Origin of the sequence: Ornithinimicrobium tianjinense (genome assembly GCF_014636495.1) — a bacterium.
GTDB lineage: Bacteria > Actinomycetota > Actinomycetes > Actinomycetales > Dermatophilaceae > Ornithinicoccus > Ornithinicoccus tianjinensis.
The window spans coordinates 297,836-317,387 of record NZ_BMEM01000004.1 but is presented as its reverse complement, the minus strand read 5'-3'; the positions used below and the strand labels follow the sequence as shown (position 1 = coordinate 317,387).

General features: G+C 72.3%; 17 protein-coding genes. 4 read left to right on the top strand and 13 right to left on the bottom strand.

The genetic code is table 11. The features are described 5' to 3' along the window. Positions 1 to 11: 11 nt before the first annotated feature. From IEV65_RS13070 to IEV65_RS13010, 13 genes are all read right to left on the bottom strand, one after another. Positions 12 to 1,220, bottom strand: coding sequence for an SPFH domain-containing protein (locus tag IEV65_RS13070; RefSeq protein ID WP_188431471.1), 1,209 nt, complete (start codon positions 1,218 to 1,220; stop codon positions 12 to 14). Between the two features lie 91 nt (positions 1,221 to 1,311). After that, positions 1,312 to 1,809, bottom strand: coding sequence for an NfeD family protein (locus IEV65_RS13065; protein WP_188431469.1), 498 nt, complete (start codon positions 1,807 to 1,809; stop codon positions 1,312 to 1,314). A 32-nt stretch (positions 1,810 to 1,841) separates the two neighbouring features. Further along, positions 1,842 to 3,059, bottom strand: a complete 1,218-nt coding sequence (locus tag IEV65_RS13060) for a YbfB/YjiJ family MFS transporter (RefSeq protein WP_188431467.1) — start codon at positions 3,057 to 3,059, stop codon at positions 1,842 to 1,844. After that, positions 3,059 to 3,226, bottom strand: a complete 168-nt coding sequence (locus IEV65_RS13055; RefSeq protein WP_188431465.1) for a hypothetical protein — start codon at positions 3,224 to 3,226, stop codon at positions 3,059 to 3,061. Before IEV65_RS13055 ends, IEV65_RS13060 begins: the two co-directional genes overlap by 1 nt. Before the next feature lie 49 nt (positions 3,227 to 3,275). Next, positions 3,276 to 4,460 carry a homoserine O-acetyltransferase MetX gene (gene metX / locus IEV65_RS13050; protein WP_188431463.1) on the bottom strand — a complete coding sequence of 395 codons (1,185 nt, stop codon included), beginning with the start codon at positions 4,458 to 4,460 and terminating at the stop codon, positions 3,276 to 3,278. Between the two features lie 3 nt (positions 4,461 to 4,463). Further along, on the bottom strand, positions 4,464 to 5,819 hold the full coding sequence (locus tag IEV65_RS13045; protein WP_188431461.1) for a bifunctional o-acetylhomoserine/o-acetylserine sulfhydrylase: 1,356 nt from the start codon (positions 5,817 to 5,819) through the stop codon (positions 4,464 to 4,466). Positions 5,820 to 6,104: 285 nt separating this feature from the next. Further along, positions 6,105 to 6,350, bottom strand: a complete 246-nt coding sequence (locus IEV65_RS13040) for a hypothetical protein (protein ID WP_188431459.1) — start codon at positions 6,348 to 6,350, stop codon at positions 6,105 to 6,107. Next, positions 6,347 to 8,113 carry a beta-propeller domain-containing protein gene (locus tag IEV65_RS13035; protein ID WP_188431458.1) on the bottom strand — a complete coding sequence of 589 codons (1,767 nt, stop codon included), beginning with the start codon at positions 8,111 to 8,113 and terminating at the stop codon, positions 6,347 to 6,349. Before IEV65_RS13035 ends, IEV65_RS13040 begins: the two co-directional genes overlap by 4 nt. Positions 8,114 to 8,269: 156 nt before the next feature. Continuing rightward, positions 8,270 to 8,872: a PspC domain-containing protein gene (locus IEV65_RS13030; RefSeq protein WP_188431456.1), complete on the bottom strand. Its 603-nt coding sequence runs from the start codon at positions 8,870 to 8,872 to the stop codon at positions 8,270 to 8,272. Positions 8,873 to 8,978: 106 nt separating this feature from the next. Beyond that, positions 8,979 to 9,887, bottom strand: a complete 909-nt coding sequence (locus IEV65_RS13025) for an alpha/beta fold hydrolase (protein ID WP_188431454.1) — start codon at positions 9,885 to 9,887, stop codon at positions 8,979 to 8,981. Positions 9,888 to 10,082: 195 nt separating this feature from the next. After that, a complete protein-coding gene (locus tag IEV65_RS13020) occupies positions 10,083 to 11,384 on the bottom strand; it encodes a vWA domain-containing protein (protein ID WP_188431452.1) in 1,302 nt (433 codons plus the stop codon). A gap of 324 nt (positions 11,385 to 11,708) precedes the next feature. Continuing rightward, positions 11,709 to 13,109: a dihydrolipoyl dehydrogenase gene (gene lpdA, locus IEV65_RS13015; protein ID WP_188431450.1), complete on the bottom strand. Its 1,401-nt coding sequence runs from the start codon at positions 13,107 to 13,109 to the stop codon at positions 11,709 to 11,711. A gap of 124 nt (positions 13,110 to 13,233) precedes the next feature. After that, positions 13,234 to 14,079: a PadR family transcriptional regulator gene (locus IEV65_RS13010; protein WP_229735258.1), complete on the bottom strand. Its 846-nt coding sequence runs from the start codon at positions 14,077 to 14,079 to the stop codon at positions 13,234 to 13,236. A gap of 383 nt (positions 14,080 to 14,462) precedes the next feature. Between IEV65_RS13010 and IEV65_RS13005 the strand changes: the two genes are divergently transcribed. The 4 genes from IEV65_RS13005 (at position 14,463) to ilvD (ending at position 19,550) form a co-directional block, all read left to right on the top strand. Beyond that, a complete protein-coding gene (locus IEV65_RS13005; RefSeq protein ID WP_188431446.1) occupies positions 14,463 to 16,268 on the top strand; it encodes an acetolactate synthase large subunit in 1,806 nt (601 codons plus the stop codon). Further along, entirely contained in the window at positions 16,265 to 16,723 is a 459-nt protein-coding gene (gene ilvN / locus IEV65_RS13000) for an acetolactate synthase small subunit (protein ID WP_229735257.1), read from the top strand. Before IEV65_RS13005 ends, ilvN begins: the two co-directional genes overlap by 4 nt. A gap of 90 nt (positions 16,724 to 16,813) precedes the next feature. Next, positions 16,814 to 17,854 (top strand): ketol-acid reductoisomerase, encoded by a 1,041-nt coding sequence (ilvC, locus tag IEV65_RS12995; protein WP_188431444.1) that lies wholly within the window; start codon positions 16,814 to 16,816, stop codon positions 17,852 to 17,854. Continuing rightward, complete coding sequence (gene ilvD / locus IEV65_RS12990; RefSeq protein ID WP_188431442.1) at positions 17,847 to 19,550, top strand: dihydroxy-acid dehydratase; 1,704 nt, start codon at positions 17,847 to 17,849, stop codon at positions 19,548 to 19,550. Before ilvC ends, ilvD begins: the two co-directional genes overlap by 8 nt. Positions 19,551 to 19,552 lie beyond the last annotated feature (2 nt).

Here is a 19,552-nt window from a genome sequence, read left to right as displayed (position 1 = left end):
TGCTGTCCGGGTCAGCCCCGGTGGCCCGCCTCGGGCCGCTCGACGGGCAGCGACTCGGGGTTGCCCTGCTGCGGGGTGGCGCCGAAGTCCGGCTCGCCGTGCTGGAGCGGGTCGAGGCCCGGGGCGGCACCGGAGACCTGACCCTGGCTCTGCGAACGACCGCGGGTCGACCCCTCGGCGTCCCGGGTCGCGCCCTCGACCTCCTCACGCGCGCGGCGCAGGGCCTCGCGCGGGTCCTCCAGCGTCGGCGCGTCCAGGTCGTCCAGCCCGGTGTCCCCGGCGTCCGGGCGCAGGCCCACGGAGGGGGCGTCCAGGACGTTGGCGCCGCCGGAGCCGCTGCCGCCGCCCAGCGCGTTGCCGATGCCGGACAGCGCCGCGGTGAGCTCGGTCGGGACGACCCACATCTTGTTGGCCTCGCCCTTGGCGATCTCGGGCAGCATCTGGAGGTACTGGTAGGCCAGCAGCTTGCTGTCCGGGTTGCCCTTGTGGATGGCGTCGAAGACCTGCAGGATCGCGCGCGCCTCACCCTGGGACTCCAGGATCGCCGCCTGCGCGGTGCCCTCGGCGCGCAGGATCTGGGCCTGCTTCTCACCCTCGGCGGTGAGGATCTGCGACTGCTTGACGCCCTCGGCGTTGAGGATCGCGGCGCGACGGTCGCGCTCGGCACGCATCTGCTTCTCCATCGAGTCCTGCACGGAGGCGGGCGGGTCGATGGCCTTGAGCTCGACGCGGTTGACGCGGATGCCCCAGCGGCCGGTCGCCTCGTCGAGGACGCCGCGCAGCTGGCCGTTGATCATGTCGCGGCTGGTCAGCGTCTGCTCGAGGTCGAGGGAGCCGATGACGTTGCGCAGCGTGGTGACGGTGAGCTGCTCGATGCCCTGGATGTAGTTGGCGATCTCGTAGGTCGCGGCCTTGGGGTCGGTCGGCTGGAAGTAGATGACCGTGTCGATCGAGACCACGAGGTTGTCGCTGGTGATGACCGGCTGCGGCGGGAAGCTCACGACCTGCTCGCGCAGGTCGACGATGGCCCGCGGCCGGTCGATGAACGGCACGAGGAAGTGCAGGCCGGCGTCGAGCGTCCGGTCGTACTTGCCCAGGCGCTCCACGATGACGGCGGTGGCCTGGGGCACGATGCGGATCGCCCGCGCGATGGCGGTGATCGCGAAGAGCACGAGGAGGGCGACGACCGCCCAGACGATGATGCTCACGGGATCTGGCATGACGATCTCTCCTTGGTGTTGTCGTCTTGGTGTTGTCGTCAGTCAGGACGGTGCGGGTATGACGTGCGTCGGGCCCGCGGGGTTGCGTGCCTCAGCCCTCGGTCGGGGCCTCGGTGTCGAAGGGCTTGTCCTCGGGGGTGCGGGCCGTGACCACCGCCGTGGCGCCGTCGATCTTGACCACGGTGACCAGGTCGCCGACCGCGAAGCGCTGGCCGGCCAGCTCGGCGCGGGCGGTCCAGGGCTCGCCCCGCAGCTTGACCAGCCCGGAGCGGTCCGTCACCTCCTCCAGGACGGTGGCGGTCTGGCCGATGTTGCCCTGGATCCCGATGACCCCGCCCTTGCCCTCGACCCGCAGGTGCCGCAGCGCCGCCGGGCGGAGCGCGACGACGAACAGGCCCGCGGCGACGGCGAAGACCAGCACCTGCGCGACGACGGGGATCCCCACGCCGGCGGCCACGGCCGCGACGAGCGCCCCGAGCGCGAGCATGAGGAAGATCAGGTCCAGGGTGGTCATCTCGACGATGCCGAAGACCAGTGCGGCCCCCACCCACCACAGCCACTGCGGGCTGTCGCTCAACCATTCGGGCATCCACGCCCTCCTTCCCCTCGGTCCTCCCGATCCTACGTGTCCGGACCCCCGCCGGGGGACGGGGCCTGCCGCACGCCCGGCAGGGCCAGGACCGCACCGGCGACGAGCAGTGCCGCGGAGAGCACCAGCCCGGCCCCCAGCGAGCCGACGACGTCGGAGAACCAGCCGGTCAGCCACGGTCCGACCGTCTGGCCCACCCCGAAGGCGACGGTCGCGAACGCCAGCCCGGAGGTCCACAGGGCGGCCGGCAGGGCCTCCCGCACACCCACGGTCATCGCGGTGACCACCGAGAGGAAGGTGCCGCCCACGACCAGGCCGGAGACGAAGAACGCCCACGGCTCGGTCACGAGCACCGGCAGGGCGGTGCCGACGGCCAGCACCACCATCAGCACGCTCATCGCCGGCGTGCCGCCGAGCCGCCCGATCAGCCGGCCCCAGACGAACCAGCCCGCGGAGGCCGCCGCGCCGACCACCACCCAGAAGACGGCGACCGTGCGCAGCCCGATGCCCTGCTCCTGGAGGAAGGCGATGACGAAGGTCAGGTAGGCGATGTAGCCCAGCCCGAAGAAGGTGTAGCCCGCCGACAGCCAGCCGATGCGGCGGCGGTCCCAGCCCTGGTGCTCCGCGGCCGCCGGCGGGTCCGGCTCGACGGTATGCCGCAGCGCCAGGCCCGCGACCACGGTCGCCACCGCGCCGAGCACGGTGAGCACCACCCACCCGAGCTGCCAGGAGCCGGAGGTCCGGTCCAGCACCCAGGGGACGAGCAGGCCGGCGAGCGTCATCCCGCCGCCGGCCCCGCCGTAGTAGAGCCCGAGCATCAGGGCCGCGCGTCCGGGCTCCCCGCCGGCGCCTGCGGCGGCGACGAGCGCGGCCCCGAGGACGAAGGCCCAGGCCCCGCCGACCCCGGCCGCGGTGCGGGCGAGGAGGAGGACGGCATACCCGCCGGTGAGGGAGGTCAGCAGGAGCGCGAGCGTCGTGACCAGCGCGCCGAGCAGGAACGCCCGTCCGGTCCCGAGGCGGCGGGCCAGCGGGGCGGCGGCGAGCGCCCCCAGCAGGTAGCCGGCCGCGTTGGCGGTGTTGAGCGCCCCGGCCTGCGACCACGACCAGCCGAGGTCGGACGCCATCTCGGGCAGGAGCAGCGCGTAGGCGAAGCGGGCGAGGCCCAGCGAGACGAGCGGCCCGGCCGACAGCGCCAGCGCCACGACCAGGCGGTCGGCGCCGGCGTGGTCCCGGCCGGGACGGCCGCCCATCAGTGGAACTCGTCGTCCGGGACGTCGAAGAGCTCGACCGCGTGCGTCACCTGCGCGGTCCGGAAGTCCTCGTCGCGCGCCCCGACCCGGAAGACCAGAGCGCCCGTGAGCGGGGCGGGGCCGTCCCGCCACAGGAGGGGTATGCCCTGGTGCTCGGTCTGCTGCATGCGCGGAGTCTAGGTGGGGCTGGCCCGCGCACCCGCAGAGCCCTGCGCGTCAGTAGGCCGCCGCGGTCGGTCGCACCAGGAGCGGCTCCCGCGCGGGGGCCGCGGCCGGGCGGGCGGGGCCGGTCGGGCGGGCCGGGCGCGACGCCGCCGGGACCGGTGCGCTCGCCAGAGCCCGCTCGATGATGCCGAAGACCTGCTCGGTCTCGATGAGGAAGGCGTCGTGGCCGTAGGGGGAGTCGATGACCGCGAGCTCGCGGCACGCCGGCGACCCGGCGACGACCTCGCCGTCGGCCGGGGTGAAGAGCCGGTCGCTGGAGACGACCCCGACGGTCAGCTCGGCGGTGATCCTCCGCAGGGCGGCCGCCACCCCGCCGCGGCCGCGGCCGACGTCGTGGGAGTTCATCGCCTCGGTGAGCGCGAGGTAGGAGTTGGCGTCGAAGCGGCGCACGAGCTTGGCGCCGTGGTGCTCCAGGTAGGACTGCACGGCATACCGTCCGCCGCGCAGCGGGTCCTCGCCCTCCTGCCCGTCGCGACCGAAGCGCAGCGTGAGCTCCTCGGCGCTGCGGTAGGTCGCGTGGGCGATCTGCCGGGCGATCGCGAGGCCCTGACGCGGCCCGGGGCCGGGGTAGTAGTCGCCGCCGTGGAAGGCCGGGTCCAGCCGGACGGCGTGCAGCTGCGGCACCGACCAGGCGATCTGGTCGGCGGTGGCCGCCGCGCCGGCGGCGAGGACCACGCACCGCCTGACCCGCCCGGGGTAGGTCACCGCCCACTCGAGCGACCGCATACCGCCGACCGAGCCGCCCACGACGAGGTGGAAGGCGTGGATGCCGAGCGCATCGGCCAGCAGCGCCTCGGCGTGGACCTGGTCGCGGACGGTGATGGTCGGGAAGGAGGAGCCGTAGGGGCGGCCGTCGGGGGCGGGGGAGCTCGGCCCGGTGGTGCCGCGGCAGCCGCCGAGGACGTTCGGGGCGACCACGAAGTACTCGTCGGTGTCGATCGGCGCGCCCGGGCCGATGAGCCCCGGCCACCAGCCCGCGGTCGGCTGGTCGGGGCCGCGCTCGCCGACGACGTGGCTGTCGCCGGTGAGCGCGTGCAGCACGAGCACCGCGTTGTCGCGGGCCTCGTTGAGCGTGCCCCAGGTCTGGTAGGAGACCCGTACGCCCTCGAGGACGGCACCGCTCTCGAGCGTGAGGTCGCCGACCTGCTGGGTGCGGCGGCGCGACGCAGCGCTCACGGCTCAGGCCGCCGACGTCTCGTCGGTGCCCGCGCCGGTGACCTGGGCGGCCGCGCGGAAGCCGGTCTCGAGGTCCGCCAGGATGTCGGAGATGCCCTCGATCCCGACCGCGAGCCGGACCAGGCCCGGGGTGACGCCAGCGGCGCGCTGGGCCTCCTCGGTCAGCTGGCTGTGAGTCGTGGACGCGGGGTGGATGACGAGGGAACGGACGTCGCCGATGTTGGCCACGTGGCTGTGCAGCTCGAGCGCGGAGACGAAGGCCTTGCCGGCCTCGACGCCGCCGGCGATCTCGAAGGCCAGGACCGCGCCGGGACCGCCGGGCAGGTACTTCTGCGCGAGGTCGTGCGAGGGGTGCTCGGGCAGGCCGGCGTAGATGACCTTCTCGACCTGGGGGTGGGAGGAGAGGAACTCGACGACCTGGGCGGCGTTGCTCACGTGACGCTCGACCCGCAGCGACAGGGTCTCGATGCCCTGGGCCAGCAGGAAGGCGTTGAACGGGGAGATGGCCGGGCCCAGGTCGCGCAGCAGCTGGACCCGCGCCTTGAGGATGTAGGAGAGGTTGACGCCGAAGATGCCGTCCTTGCCGAGCGCCTCGGCATACACCAGGCCGTTGTAGGAGGGGTCGGGCTGGGTGAAGCCGGGGAAGCGGCCCTCGAGCTCGGGGGCGCCGTAGTCGAAGTTGCCGCTGTCGATGATGACGCCGCCGATCGCGGTGCCGTGGCCGCCGAGGTACTTCGTCGCCGAGTGCACCACGACGTCCGCGCCGTGCCGGATCGGGTTGCTGAGGAACGGGGTGGCGATCGTGTTGTCCACGATGAGCGGGACGCCGACCTCGTGGGCCACTCCCGCGACCTTCTCGACGTCGAGGACCTCACCGCTGGGGTTGGCGATCGTCTCGCCGAAGAACGCCTTGGTGTTGTCCTGCGCGGCGGCGCGCCAGGACTCGGGGTCGGTCGGGTCCTCCACGAAGGAGACCTGGACACCGAGCTTGGGCAGGGTGTGGGCGAAGAGGTTCTGGGTGCCGCCGTAGAGGCTCGGGCTGGCCACGACGTGGTCGCCCGCCTCGGCGACGTTGAGGACCGCCAGCGTGATCGCGCTCATCCCCGAGGAGAGCAGCAGCGCGCCGACGCCGCCCTCGAGGTCGGCGAGGCGGTTCTCGACGACCTCCTGGGTCGGGTTGTTGATGCGGGTGTAGATGGGGCCCAGCTCAGCCAGCGCGAACCGGTTGGCGGCCTGCTCGGCGTCGGCGAAGACGAACGAGGTGGTCTGGTGGATCGGCAGGGCCCGCGAGCCGGTCGACGGGTCCGGGGTCTGGCCGGCGTGGATCTGGCGGGTGGCGAAGTCGGTGTAGGTGCTCATGTGCGCTGGTCCTTGAGGTTTCGGGGTCTGCAGGGTGGGGGTCACTCTGCTGAGCCGGCCTCGTCAGCGCAGGTATGGCGTCCCGGTCACCGGGGCGTCGCACGTCGCGAGAGCTGCTGCGAGGCGTGGGCTCAGCAGCGGCACATTCGGCGGCGTGCGGTGGGCATGGCAACGTTGTAGCAGGGGTCGTCGGGCGAAGTCAATTCGGTCAGAAGGCTTCGACTTTGGCCAGTTCAGCAGATCCTGCGGCACAACGTCTCTCTCGACGTGGATCATCCGGCATAACTAGGGCAGATCCACGGCCCAGCCGCCCTCCAGCGTCGCGAGGTCGAACCGCGACAGGCCCTGGTAGTCGAGCGCCCAGAGATCGTCGCCGATCACCAGCGTGCGCATCGGCCCCTCGCCCCACGCGCTCTTGCCGGGCCCGGTCGCGACCCGCCCCGTCTCCGTGAGCCGGTCCGCTCCCACGCTCAGGCTCACGACCCCGCCGAACCCGCCGGTCCCGTCCTCCTTCTCCGACCACTGCGTCATGGGAGCAGGACCTGGTCGGTGGCCGGCCAGAGGGTGAAGGCCCGGTGGTCGTTCTCCACCATCGAGTAGGCGTTCTCCCACGTGAGCACCGTGACCTGCCGCGGGGCGGACAGGTCGCGCACGTCGAAGAGCGAGGCCTGCAGACCCTTCGTCTGCCCGGTCTTCGGGTCGGCGTCCTGCCCCACGCCCAGCAGCCAGCCGTCGCCGACCGGGTGCAGGTAGGCCGAGTAGCCGGGGATCTTCAGCTCGCCGGCCACCCGGGGTGCGGTGGGGTCGCTGGTGTCGACGAGGTAGAGCGGGTCGGTCTGGCGGAAGGTCACGACGGCCGCGAGGTCCGCGCTCAGGTAGCGCACCGCCCGGATCTGCTCGGTCAGGCCCAGCCCGTCGACCCGGCCCGTCTCCGCGAGCTCGTCGCCGTCCTCACGCAGCACGACCAACGAGGACTGCGACTGGACCGAGGCCCCCGGAGGGTCGGTGGTGGTGGCGACGCGCAGGACGCCGTCCTGCTCGTCCAGCGCCCACTGGTTGAGCAGCCGCCCCTCGACCGAGCCGGACGCGACATACCTGGTCTGGTCCGGGTCGGAGATGTCGAAGGTGTGCAGGTCGGTCCGGTTGACCGGCTCGGTCGGCCAGATCGCGTCGACCGCCGGCCCCATCCACCGCCACAGGTCCCAGCCGCTGGTCGCGACGACGAGACGGTCGGTCGAGGCATACACGGTGTCGCCGGAGGCGACCAGGCCCGCGCCCGAGGTGGGCGTCGGCGCCCCGTCGCCGAGCCCGAAGCTGAGCACGGACATCGTCGACAGGCCGGCCGGGTCGCGTGGCCGCGAGATCTGGTCGCAGCCCAGCAGCTGGGTGGTCGACGTGGCCCTGCCCTCGGTGTCGAGCATCTGCACGTGCGGCACCCAGTCGTCGATCGTGGTGGCCATGACGAGCTCGCGGTTCTCGCGCTCCGCCTCGGCCTCCGCCGCGAGCGTGCCCTTCGTGGGCTGGGTCTGCTCCACGCCCGGGGGCTCGGTCACCATGACCAGCCGCACGGTGTCGCCGACGAGCCGCACCGAGCGGTAGGACCCCTCGATCCGCATCGACCCGAGCGTGCGCGGCGCGGACGGGTCGGACACGTCGACGGTCATGACGACCGTGCGCGCCGACCCAAAGGGCAGGAACCGCCCGTCCACGGGCTGGGCGTAGGACCACTCCTGGCCCAGCACCACGAGGGTGTCGCCGCTCAGGAGCAGCTCGGAGGCGTGGGCCTGGTCGCGCCGGCCCGGCATACGCACCTCGGAGACGACCTTCTCGCTCGCCACGTCGACGATGCGCACGCGGCCGTTGACCGCGGTGACGATGATCCGGCCGTCGGTCTTGACGATGTCCGGCTCGTCGACGCCCTCCTCCTGGACGTTGGTCGTGGAGTGCGGGGCCGCCGCGTCCGACGAGGCCCCTGCCGCTGCGCTGTCCATGCCGCTCTCGGCTCCTGCGGCGCTGTCCGATGCCACCATCCCACCCCCGAACCCGCCCAGGCCGTAGGGGGTCACCAGCTCCAGCGCGTTGGCCTGGTAGTAGGTCAGCAGGTCGTCGCAGTCGTCGAACGCCGCCAGGTAGCCGGCCGAGAGCGCGGTCACGGCGGCCTTCCCTGCGGTCTCGTCCCAGCGTCCGGGGGTCGCGGTGCTCCCCGGCGGGTCGGGCTGGACAGTGCAGGCGGTGAGGGCCAGCGTCGCGGCGAGCGGCACGAGGGTCAGGCGGGTCCTGGTCTGCCGAGGCATCGGTGCCTCCTGGGAGGAGTGGTGGACTGCTCTGTCCCGGGTATGACGCACCCGCGCGCCGACCCGTTCCGCCGGTGGCCGCCACGACACGGACGCCGGTGCGGACCCGCCCCGCAGGGGGTCGCACCGGCGTCCGGAGCGCGCGTGTCGCGCCCGTCAGCCGTGGGTGTGGGACGAGAAGTGTCCCTTCTTCTTCGCCACCACGAAGGCCACGACGGCCACGGCGATCAGGGGCCACCAGCTGTCGAGGACCCAGCCGACGACGCCGAGGGTGGCGACGAGGCCGAGACCGGCGACCATGATGGAGCGGGGGCGGCCGTCGCGCACGGCCTGCTCCGCGTGGGTGGAGCCGTCCTGGTCCGGCAGGGCGGCCCAGGCGATGAGGTAGGCGGCCACGCCGGAGCCGAAGAACATCGCCAGCGCGACCGCAGCCAGGCGGACGGCGGTGGGCGAGACCCCGAGCTTGTTCGCGATGCCGGCGCACACGCCGCCGAGCACCCCGTGGGCGGAGTCGCGGCGCAGCGGGGCCTTCTGCAGGGCGGCGAACCCGCGGTCCAGGTCGGAGCCCGTGCGGGGCTGCGCCTGGCCGTACGGCTGCTGCGTCGACGTGTCGTCGTCGGGCGCCGGGTAGACCGGGCCGGTCGGGCCGGGCGCATCGGGGCCGACGGGGCTCGGGCCGAGGACGGGCGGACGGTTGACGCCCCAGACGTCGTCGGCGGCGGGGCCGGGAAGGTTGGTGGGCTGAGGCTTATCGTTCATGTCTCTACTCTCTCGCTGAACCGGGCGGTCGGGGGAGCCTGCGGGCCTCCGGATCGGGACGGGGGACAACCCCCGGCGACGCGCTGCTCCGCTCGGAGCCCGTGGGTCAGCCGGCGCGGTCGAACCAGTCGAGCGCGAGCCGGGCGACCGCGTCGGGCTGGTCGTCGGTGATGTAGTGCTTCGCATCGTCGACGAAGGCCAGCTCGAAGTGATCTGCATGGCGTTCGGCGTTGCGGCAGGCCCGTCGGAGGAGCTTCTCGGACCACGGGTAGTCCTCACGCCCGAAGACCGCGAGGGTGGGCACGGTGAGGCGCTGGCGTCGGTAGGCCCCGGTGGCCATGCCGGCCGCCTCGGGCAGGATGAGTCTTCTCATGGTCGGGCGCAGCGCTCCGTCGATCTCCGGTCGGCTCATCGGCGCGAGATAGGCAGCGATCTCCGCCTCGCTCAGCGGGTGGGCGAGATAGGCGTCGGAGAAGAGGTAGGCCATCGAGGTTCCTGGTCGGTGCCAGACGAACTTCGGCATGTGCCTGAATCCCGGGGCCAGGCCGAGCTGCGGCGTCATGAAGAACGGGGGCACGGCGAGCTGCACGTGGGTGCGCACCCGCTCCGGGTGCGCGTAGGTGAGCTGCATCGCGGCGACGCTGCCGTAGTCGTGAGAGACCACATGGGCGCGCTCGATGCCGAGCGCGTCGAGGAGCGCGAGCTGGTCGCGCAGCCAGATCTCCCGGTCGAACCGCGGGTCGTCAGCGACCGTCCAGCCGGCTCCCCGCAGGTCGGGGCAGATGACCTGGTAGCCCTGCGCCGCAATCGTCCTCGCCACGCCCCGCCACTGCCACCAGTGCTCGGGGAAGCCGTGGAGCGCCAGGACCGGTGTCCCCCCGCCGATGCTGGCGACGTGGGTGCGCAGGCCGGGGGTCTCGACGACCGTGTGAACGAAGCCGGGAGCGTCGGGCATGGGTGGGTCCCAGTGCGAGGCGTCGACGGGGCTGGTCTCCTCGGGCAGGGACTCAGTCATGGTGACCCCTCGAAGCGAACGGATCGTCTCTGCTCATCGTAGGAGCGCGAAGGGAGGCGTGTCGATGCCCGCGACGACCCGAGACCGAGTGCTTGAGAAACGGCATACCCGAGGGGAGGAGGGCCTGGCACGGTGACGGCCCCGCCCCCGGGACGTCCGGAGGTGGGGCCGTCGGGTGTGACGGTCAGCCGGTGATCACTCGGCCGGCGGGACGTCGCAGATGGCGGTGCCGGTGTTGCCCGCCGCGTCGGTCGCGGTGACGACGAGGTCGCCCTTGATGCGGACCTTCCAGTCGACCTCACCCGTGAAGGGCTCGATCTTGGGCGCGGCGCCCGGGGCCTGGGTGACCTTGAACATCGTGCCGGGCGCGAACGGACCGGCCGAGAAGGGCGACCCGCTGTCGGCGATCATCACCGAGAGGACACCGTCGACGTTGTCCGTCGCGACGAGCTCGAAGAAGCCGTCCGGGTTGCCGCCCATCGGCATCTGGCCGGCCGGGTTCACGCCCTGCTCGCAGGAGACGACCGGCGGCGTGACGTCGTTGACGTGGATCGAGACGGTCTGGACGAACCCGTCGCCGCCCGGCTCGCCGTTCAGCGTGAAGGCAACCTCGCACCCGAGGTCGGTGCCCTGCGGGGCGTCGGCCGCGAGGGTCAGGGTCTCCTCGAAGACCGCGTCCGTCCCGCTGGTCACCGTCTGGCTGGCCGGCGAGAGGGTCGCGGTGAGGCCGTCGTCGCACGTCGCGGTCGCGCCGACCTCGACGGGCAGCGCGGTCAGGCCCTCCAGGATGGTGTCGGCGAGCTCGGTCGCGGAGACGCCGCTGTAGAGCGCGCCGCCGGTGGCGTCGGTGATCCGGGTGGCCTGACCGGTGAGGTCGAGCCGGTTGGCGCCGACGCTGACGGCGAGCACCCGGGCCTCGGCGCCGACGAGCGAGGCGGTGGCGTCCGCCTCGGTGTGGCCCAGGCTGGGGTCGTGGCCCGGCGCGTCGCCGAACCAGACGACGATCCGCGTGGAGCCGTCGCGGTAGGTCACCGCGTCGCCGCCGTCACCGATCTGCCACAGCGCGTTGAGCTGTGCCTCCGGCTCGTCGCCGCCGCCGCCGGCGGCGAGGCTGTTGACCGCGGCGATCGTCGCGGGCGTGTCGGCGGTGAGGTCGCTGTGGAGCGCGAAGGTGCCGGCGTCGCCGACATCGCGGTAGCTGGCGACCGCCCACTGCGCGTCCGGCTGCACGGCCTCCACCGCGGTGATGATGGCGCTCATGTTGGCCTTGACGTTGGCGATGGCGCCGCCCATCGACCCGGTGGCGTCGGCCATCAGGACGATGTCGGGCATCGGCGGGATCTCCGGGGTGGAGACGGTCTTGGTGATCGTCACCGACGCGCCCGGGTCGAGCGCGTCGTCATAGCTGACCGGGTCGACCGCGGCGTACGCCGCCCCGGTGCCGAGGGTGAGCGAGGCGACCGCCGAGACGGCGACCGCGCGCAGCGAGAGGGACATGGTGCTCCTTCGTGAGGAGGCCGACGGCCGGGCAGGCCGGCGGCGCGATGAGGTGGTGCTCCCGAGACGCCCGACCGCGTCGAGACGCGGCCGGGCGGACAGTCCACCCCTCGCGAGCCTGGTCGTCCGACACGTCCCCGGTCGGCCCGCGTCCCACGGGGTGGCAACGACTCGACGCTAGACCCGTCCGGGGCCGGGCGGACCCCCGTACTTCTGCCCATTGACAGCGGGCCCCCGGACCGGTATGCCGCAGCGCCCCCGCAGACGGACGGGCCCCCGACCTCGGTCGAGGTCGGGGGCCCGTCGCGCGCTGGGCGCTGTGCGTCAGAGGTTGATCATGTGCCCCGCGATGCCGTGGAAGGCCTCCTTGACGGCCTCGCCCAGCGTCGGGTGGGCGAAGACGACGCGCGAGACCTCGTCGGCGGTGAGGTCCCAGGTCTGCGCGACGTTGATCGCCGGGAGCAGCTCGGTCACGTCGGGGCCGATCATGTGGGCGCCGAGGATCTCGTTGTGCTCGGCGTCGGCCACGATCTTGACGAAGCCGACCGCGTCGCCCAGGCCCATCGCCTTGCCGTTGGCGGTGAACGGGAAGGAGGCGACCTTCACGTCATACCCGGCGTCCTTGGCCTGCTGCTCGGACAGGCCCATCGAGCCGATCTGCGGGTGGCAGTAGGTGGCGCGCGGGATGAAGCGGTAGTCGATCGGCATGGTCTCGGCGCTGGCCAGCGTCTCGGCGGCCACGATGCCCATGGCCTCGGCGACGTGGGCCAGCATCATCTTCGCGGTGACGTCGCCGATGGCGTAGATGCCGTCGACGTTGGTGCGCATGTAGTCGTCGACCTCGATCGCGCCGCGGTCGGTGAGCGTGACGCCGGTGGTCTCCAGGCCGAAGCCCTCGGTGCGCGGGGCGAAGCCGATCGCGGACAGGAGGCGGTCGGCCTCGAGGACCTGCTGGTCGCCGCCGGCGGCGGGGGAGACGGTCACCCGCACGCCCGAGCCGGTGTCCTCGACGGACTCGACCTTGGTGCCGGTGAGGACCTTCACGCCGAGCTTCTTGTAGTGCTTGGCCAGCTCCTTGGACACGTCGGCGTCCTCGGCCGGGACCATCCGGTCCATGAACTCCACGATCGTCACGTCGACGCCGAAGTTGGTCATGACGTAGGCGAACTCGACGCCGATGGCGCCGGAGCCGGCGATGATGATCGAGCCGGGGAGCTGCTCGTCGAGGATCTGCTCCTCGTAGGTGACGACGTTCTTGCTGACCTCGACGCCGGGCAGCATGCGGGTGACCGAGCCGGTCGCGATGATGAGGTTGTCGAAGGTCAGCTGCTGGGTCTGACCGTCGTTGAGCGCCACGTCCATCGAGGTCGGGCCGGTGAGCGTGCCCCAGCCGTCGATCTCGGTGATCTTGTTCTTCTTCATCAGGAAGTGGACACCCTTGACGATGCCCGCCGAGACCTGGCGGCTGCGCGCGTGGGTGGGCCCGTAGGACATGGTGGCATCGCCCTCGATGCCGTACTTCTTCTTGTCGTGGGTCAGGGTGTGCGCGAGCTCGGCGTTCTTCAGGAGCGCCTTGCTGGGGATGCACCCGACGTTGAGGCAGACACCGCCCCAGTACTTCTTCTCGACGACGGCCACCTTCTTGCCCAGCTGGGCCGCGCGGATCGCCGCGACATACCCGCCGGGACCGGCGCCCAGGACAACAACGTCATAGTGATCGGCCATAGGGGCCAGTATGCCGTCCCGGGCGCCGGTCCGCCCCGCCGCACCCCCCATCCACCGCACCCCCAACCCACCGAGCGCGCAACCACTCCGCGCGTTCGGTGGAAGGGTGAGGGGGGATGAGTGGCTACTCCTCGACGATCTCGCCGTCGGTGATCTCGGCGTCGGTGATCTCGTCGTCGTCGGGGTCGTCGCGGTCGACCTCGGCCTCGGCGAGCATCCGGTAGAGGTCACGGCGCGTGCGGTCGAGCAGCTCGGCCGCCTCGGTCGTCAGGTCCTCGTCCCCGGACTGACCGACCGCCTGCGTCGCGACGGCGAGCCCGCCGAGCGCCTTCCACAGGGCACCGATCGTGCGGCGCGACCCTCCGTGACGGAACTCCTCGCGGAAGCCCCGTCCCGGACCACCGTGCCGACCGTGCGGACCGCCCCGGCGCTCGCCGTGCGCGTGCTCGCCCCGGCTGCTGCCGGACCAGGGGTCCTCGGGCTCGGCACCGCCCTCGCGGCCCCAGAGCAGCGACGGACCGTTCTCCGCCGCCGTGCGGCCGGCGTCGGTGAGCCGGTAGGCCTTGCGCCCCTCGACCTCGGTCTGCTCGACCAGTCCCTCGTCCTCGAGCTGGGACAGCGCCGGGTAGATCGCGCCCGAGCTGGGCGTCCACGCGCCGTCGGTGGCCTCGGCGATGCCCTGCATGAGCTGGTAGCCGTTCATCGCGCCCCGCTCGCGCAGCAGCTCGAGGATCGCGCTGCGGACATCGCCGCGGCGCGCCCGTCGACCGCCCGGGCGCGGGCCACGTCGCTCGCCGGCCCAGCCGCCGCCGGCGAACCCCTGGCCGCCGCCGACGCCCGGCCAACCACCGGTGCCGAACGGCCCCTGAGGACCGAAGATGCCGCCCGGCCCGAGGGGGCCGCGGGGTCCGAAGGGCCCGTCCGGGCCGAAGAACTGCTCGGGGTCGAAGCCCCGTCCACGCTGGTTCAAGTGTGCCTCCTGGTGTGGTCTGTCCTGGTGTGGGTATGCCGTGCAGCGCTCCCTGGTCTTCCGGCCCCGCACGTCTGTCATCAGAATGACACGACGTGTTGCGATACGTCAACGCTATATCGAAAGAGGCATAAGTGTGCCGTCTCTCACATACCTATGTCATTTCCGCTCAGGGTCTTGACGCCGGGGCATGCCGTGGGTCAGGGTTGCCCCATGCACCTGATTGCCGTCGTACTTATTACCCAGGGGCGCGCCCCGGCCTGAGACCTCAGCCGAGACGCGTCCTCCCCTCGTTTGCCCTCCGGGCCGAGGGGTTTTTTGTTGCCAAGAGACGACCAGCACCGACCACGACACCCCCGAACGCACCCCCAGAGGACGAGCAGATGACCGCCACCCACCTCAGCAGCGACAGCCTCGACGCACCCGCCCGGCAGCCCGCCGGTGCCTCCGCCCCGGTGACCCGCACCGGCGCCCAGGCGCTGGTGGGCACCCTCGAGCGGCTCGGCGTCGAGCACATCTTCGGGCTCCCGGGCGGGGCGGTGCTGCCGCTCTACGACGCGCTCTACCACTCCGAGCAGATCCGCCACATCCTCGTCCGGCACGAGCAGGGTGCGGGTCACGCGGCCCAGGGCTACGCGGCCGCGTCCGGCAAGGTCGGGGTCTGCCTGGCGACCTCCGGCCCGGGGGCCACCAACCTCGTCACCCCGCTGGCCGACGCCAACATGGACTCGGTGCCGATCGTGGCCATCACGGGCAACGTCGCCAGCACGGCGATGGGTTCGGACGCCTTTCAGGAGGCCGACATCCGCGCCATCTCGATGCCGGTGACCAAGCACTCCTTCCTCGTCACCCGCCCGGACGAGATCGCCGCGACCATCGCCTCCGCCTTCCACCTGGCCTCCACCGGCCGCCCGGGGCCGGTCCTGGTGGACGTCACCAAGGACGCGCTCACCGCGGCCGCCGACGAGTCGCTGCTGCAGCTGCCGATGCCGGGCTTCCGCCCGCCCAGCAGCGCCGCCCCCGAGGCGGTCCGCGACGCGGTCGAGCTGATGCTCACCGCCCGCCGCCCCGTCCTCTACGTCGGCGGAGGCTGCGTCCGGGCCGACGCCCACGCCGAGCTGCGGCAGCTGGCCGAGGTCACCGGCATCCCCGTCGTCACCACGCTGATGGCGCGCGGCGTCTTCCCGGACAGCCACCCCCAGCACATGGGTATGCCGGGCATGCACGGCTCGGTCTCGGGCGTGGCGACCCTCCAGAAGTCCGACCTCATCGTCAGCCTCGGCGCGCGCTTCGACGACCGCGTCACCGGTCGCAAGGACACCTTCGCGCCGCAGGCCACGATCGTCCACGCCGACATCGACCCGGCCGAGATCGGCAAGAACTTCCCCACGGCGGTCGGTCTGCTCGGCGACGTCCGGGACACGATCACCCAGCTCGTGCTGGAGTGGAGCCGTCGCACCGCGGCCGGTGCCGCCCCCGACCACGCCGCGTGGATCCGCCGCACCCAGGGCTGGAAGCGCCGCTACCCGCTGGGCTACGACGTCCCCTCCGACGGCGCGATGGCTCCGCAGTACGTCATCGAGCGCCTCGGGGCGCTCGCCGGCCCGGACGCCATCGTCGCGTCCGGCGTCGGGCAGCACCAGATGTGGGCCAGCCAGTTCATCAGCTACGAGCACCCGCGCCGGTGGTTGAACTCCGGCGGGCTGGGCACGATGGGGTATGCCGTGCCCGCCGCCATGGGTGCCAAGGTCGCCATGCCCGGGTCCACCGTCTGGGCCGTGGACGGCGACGGCTGCTTCCAGATGACCAACCAGGAGCTCGCCACCTGCGCGGTCGAGGGCATCCCGATCAAGGTCGCCATCATCAACAACGCCGCGCTGGGGATGGTCAAGCAGTGGCAGGCGCTCTTCTACTCCGAGCGGTTCAGCGCCTCCCAGCTCCCGTCCACCCAGATCCCGGACTTCGCGCTGCTGGCCCAGGCCTACGGCTGCGAGGGGCTGCGCTGCGACCGCCCGGAGGACGTCGACCGCACGATCGAGGCCGCGATGGCCGTCGACGACCGCCCGGTCGTCGTCGACTTCCGGGTCAGCAAGGACGCGATGGTCTGGCCGATGGTCGCGGCCGGCACCAGCAACGACGACATCCAGCACGCCCGGGACGTGCGGCCCGACTTCGGGGACGACGAATGACGCTCCTCTCCGCCTACCCCCCGCCGCCGCCACCCCTGCCCACCCCGCCCACGGCATACCTCGCCTCCACCCCCACCACCCCGGCGCCCGACGCCACCCACCACGCACAGAGAGGCACCACCATGAACGCTCCCGCCACGCGGCACGCGCTGTCCGTCCTCGTCGAGAACAACCCGGGCGTGCTGGCGCGCGTCTCGGTCCTGTTCGCGCGGCGCAACTTCAACATCGACCACCTGGTCGTCGGTCCGACCGAGGACAGCAAGGTCTCGCGCATGACGATCGTCGTCAACGTCAGCGCCGAGCAGCTGCACAAGGTCACCAACCAGCTCGACAAGCTCGTCGAGGTCATCCACATCGAGGAGCTGCCGGACGCCGACGCGATCCGCACCCAGCTGTGGGCGATCAACGACAACGGCCCGCGCCCGGTGGGCGCGATGGCCGCCGCCGCCTTCTGACCCCGGGGGCGCCGTCCCGGCGCCCGCACCTCCACCGCATACTTGACGCAACGTCACCACCCACCCGAGAAGACCCAGGAGTCACCCCACATGGCCACGATGTACTACGACGACGACGCCGACCTGTCCCTGATCCAGCAGCGCAAGGTGGCCGTGCTCGGCTACGGCAGCCAGGGTCACGCCCACGCGCTGTCGCTGCGCGACTCGGGTGTGGACGTGCGGGTCGGGCTCGCCGAGGGCAGCGCGTCCCGGGCCAAGGCGCAGGCCGAGGGGCTGCGGGTGATGACGCCGGCCGAGGCGTGCGCCGAGGCCGACGTGATCATGGTGCTGGTGCCCGACCACGTGCAGCGCCACGTCTACGCCGAGGCGATCGAGCCGAACCTGACCGCGGGCAAGGCGCTGTTCTTCAGCCACGGTTTCAACATCCGGTTCGGCTACATCAAGCCCCCGGCGGACGTGGACGTGGCGATGGTCGCGCCGAAGGGCCCGGGGCACCTGGTGCGCCGCGAGTATGTCGACGGGCGCGGGGTGCCGGTGCTGGTCGCGGTCGAGCAGGACGCGACCGGCAACGCCAAGGCGCTGGCGCTGTCCTACGCCTCGGCGATCGGCGGGCTGCGCGCCGGCGGCATCGAGACGACGTTCACCGAGGAGACCGAGACCGACCTGTTCGGTGAGCAGGCGGTCCTGTGCGGAGGGATGTCGCAGCTGGTCCAGTACGGCTTCGAGACGCTGACCGAGGCGGGCTACCAGCCGGAGGTGGCCTACTTCGAGTGCCTGCACGAGCTGAAGCTGATCGTGGACCTGATGTACGAGGGCGGGATCGCCAAGCAGCGCTGGTCGGTCTCGGACACCGCCGAGTACGGCGACTACGTCTCCGGGCCGCGGGTCATCGACGAGCGGGTCAAGGAGAACATGAAGGCCGTGCTGGAGGACGTGCGCAACGGCACGTTCGCCGACCGGTTCATCACCGACCAGGACGCCGGCGCCCCGGAGTTCCGCGGCCTGCGCGAGAAGGGTGCCGCGCACCCGATCGAGGCCACCGGCAAGGAGCTGCGCGGGATGATGTCCTGGGTCAAGTCCCACAACGCCCAGGACACCGACTACGTCGAGGGGTCGGCCGCCCGTGGCTGAGACCGTCGACCACAAGCCGCGGTCCCGCGACGTCACCGACGGCCTGGAGAAGACCGCCGCGCGCGGCATGCTCCGCGCCGTGGGCATGGGTGACGAGGACTGGGACAAGCCGCAGGTCGGCGTCGCCAGCAGCTGGAACGAGATCACGCCCTGCAACCTGTCCCTCGAGCGGCTGGCCAAGGCCGTCAAGGACGGGGTGCACGCCGCCGGCGGCTACCCGCTGGAGTTCGGGACGATCTCCGTCTCCGACGGCATCTCGATGGGTCACGAGGGGATGCACTACTCCCTCGTCTCCCGCGAGGTCATCGCCGACTCCGTCGAGACGGTGATGTCGGCCGAGCGGCTGGACGGCTCCGTGCTGCTCGCTGGCTGCGACAAGTCGCTCCCGGCGATGCTCATGGCGGCCGCGCGCCTCGACCTGGCCTCGGTGTTCGTCTACGCCGGCTCGATCCTGCCCGGGCGCGCCAAGCTCTCCGACGGGTCCGAGCGCGAGGTGACGATCATCGACGCCTTCGAGGCCGTCGGCGCCTGCGCCGCCGGGCTCATGTCGCGCGAGGACGTCGACACCATCGAGCGGGCCATCTGCCCGGGCGAGGGCGCGTGCGGGGGTTTCTACACCGCCAACACGATGGCCGCCGCGGCCGAGGCCCTCGGTATGTCGCTGCCCGGCTCCGCGGCGCCCCCCGCCACGGACCGGCGCCGGGACGGTTTCGCGCGCCGCAGCGGCGAGGCCGTGGTCAACATGCTGCGCACCGGCCTGACCGCACGGCAGATCCTCACCAAGGAGGCGTTCGAGAACGCCATCGCGGTGACGATGGCCTTCGGCGGCTCGACCAACGCGGTGCTGCACCTGCTCGCCATCGCCCGCGAGGCCGAGGTCGACCTGTCGCTCGACGACTTCCGTCGGATCGGCGCGAAGGTCCCGCACCTGGCTGACGTCAAGCCGTTCGGTCGCCACGTGATGGTCGACATCGACCGCGTCGGTGGCATCCCCGTGGTGATGAAGGCGCTGCTCGACGCCGGTCTGCTGCACGGGGACGTCATGACCGTCACCGGCAGGACCCTGGCGCAGAACCTCGAGGAGCTCAACGTCCCGCCGCTGGACGGCACCGTGCTCCGCGAGCTCGACAACCCGATCCACGCCACCGGCGGCCTGACGATCCTCGAGGGGACGCTGGCGCCGGGCGGTGCGGTCGTGAAGTCGGCCGGCTTCGACTCCGACGTCTTCCGCGGCACCGCCCGCGTCTTCGACGGGGAGCGGGCGGCCATGGACGCGCTCGAGGACGGCACGATCACGGCCGGTGACGTCGTGGTCATCCGCTACGAGGGCCCCAAGGGCGGGCCGGGGATGCGCGAGATGCTTGCGATCACCGGCGCGATCAAGGGTGCCGGCCTGGGCAAGGACGTGCTGCTCGTCACCGACGGCCGCTTCTCGGGCGGCACGACGGGCCTGTGCGTGGGCCACATCGCGCCCGAGGCCACCGAGGGAGGTCCGGTCGCGCTCGTCCAGGACGGCGACCCGATCGTGCTCGACGTGGCCAACGGCCGCCTCGACCTGGAGGTCGACGAGGAGACGCTCGCCGCCCGTCGGGCCGTGTGGGCCGCGCCCCAGCCGCCCGAGCGGGCCCGCCGCGGCGTGCTCAACAAGTACGTCCGCCTCGTGGGCTCGGCGTCGCAGGGTGCCGTCACGCACTGACC

What these genes read in the sequence shown, in the direction of transcription:
- IEV65_RS13070 (WP_188431471.1), bottom strand. Translation starts at nt 1,220, where the DNA reads ATGCCAGATCCCGTGAGCATCATCGTCTGGGCGGTCGTCGCCCTCCTC.
- IEV65_RS13065 (WP_188431469.1), bottom strand. Translation starts at nt 1,809, where the DNA reads ATGCCCGAATGGTTGAGCGACAGCCCGCAGTGGCTGTGGTGGGTGGGG.
- IEV65_RS13060 (WP_188431467.1), bottom strand. Translation starts at nt 3,059, where the DNA reads ATGGGCGGCCGTCCCGGCCGGGACCACGCCGGCGCCGACCGCCTGGTC.
- IEV65_RS13055 (WP_188431465.1), bottom strand. Translation starts at nt 3,226, where the DNA reads ATGCAGCAGACCGAGCACCAGGGCATACCCCTCCTGTGGCGGGACGGC.
- IEV65_RS13045 (WP_188431461.1), bottom strand. Translation starts at nt 5,819, where the DNA reads ATGAGCACCTACACCGACTTCGCCACCCGCCAGATCCACGCCGGCCAG.
- IEV65_RS13040 (WP_188431459.1), bottom strand. Translation starts at nt 6,350, where the DNA reads ATGACGCAGTGGTCGGAGAAGGAGGACGGGACCGGCGGGTTCGGCGGG.
- IEV65_RS13035 (WP_188431458.1), bottom strand. Translation starts at nt 8,113, where the DNA reads ATGCCTCGGCAGACCAGGACCCGCCTGACCCTCGTGCCGCTCGCCGCG.
- IEV65_RS13030 (WP_188431456.1), bottom strand. Translation starts at nt 8,872, where the DNA reads ATGAACGATAAGCCTCAGCCCACCAACCTTCCCGGCCCCGCCGCCGAC.
- IEV65_RS13025 (WP_188431454.1), bottom strand. Translation starts at nt 9,887, where the DNA reads ATGACTGAGTCCCTGCCCGAGGAGACCAGCCCCGTCGACGCCTCGCAC.
- IEV65_RS13020 (WP_188431452.1), bottom strand. Translation starts at nt 11,384, where the DNA reads ATGTCCCTCTCGCTGCGCGCGGTCGCCGTCTCGGCGGTCGCCTCGCTC.
- lpdA (WP_188431450.1), bottom strand. Translation starts at nt 13,109, where the DNA reads ATGGCCGATCACTATGACGTTGTTGTCCTGGGCGCCGGTCCCGGCGGG.
- IEV65_RS13005 (WP_188431446.1), top strand. Translation starts at nt 14,463, where the DNA reads ATGACCGCCACCCACCTCAGCAGCGACAGCCTCGACGCACCCGCCCGG.
- ilvN (WP_229735257.1), top strand. Translation starts at nt 16,265, where the DNA reads ATGACGCTCCTCTCCGCCTACCCCCCGCCGCCGCCACCCCTGCCCACC.
- ilvC (WP_188431444.1), top strand. Translation starts at nt 16,814, where the DNA reads ATGGCCACGATGTACTACGACGACGACGCCGACCTGTCCCTGATCCAG.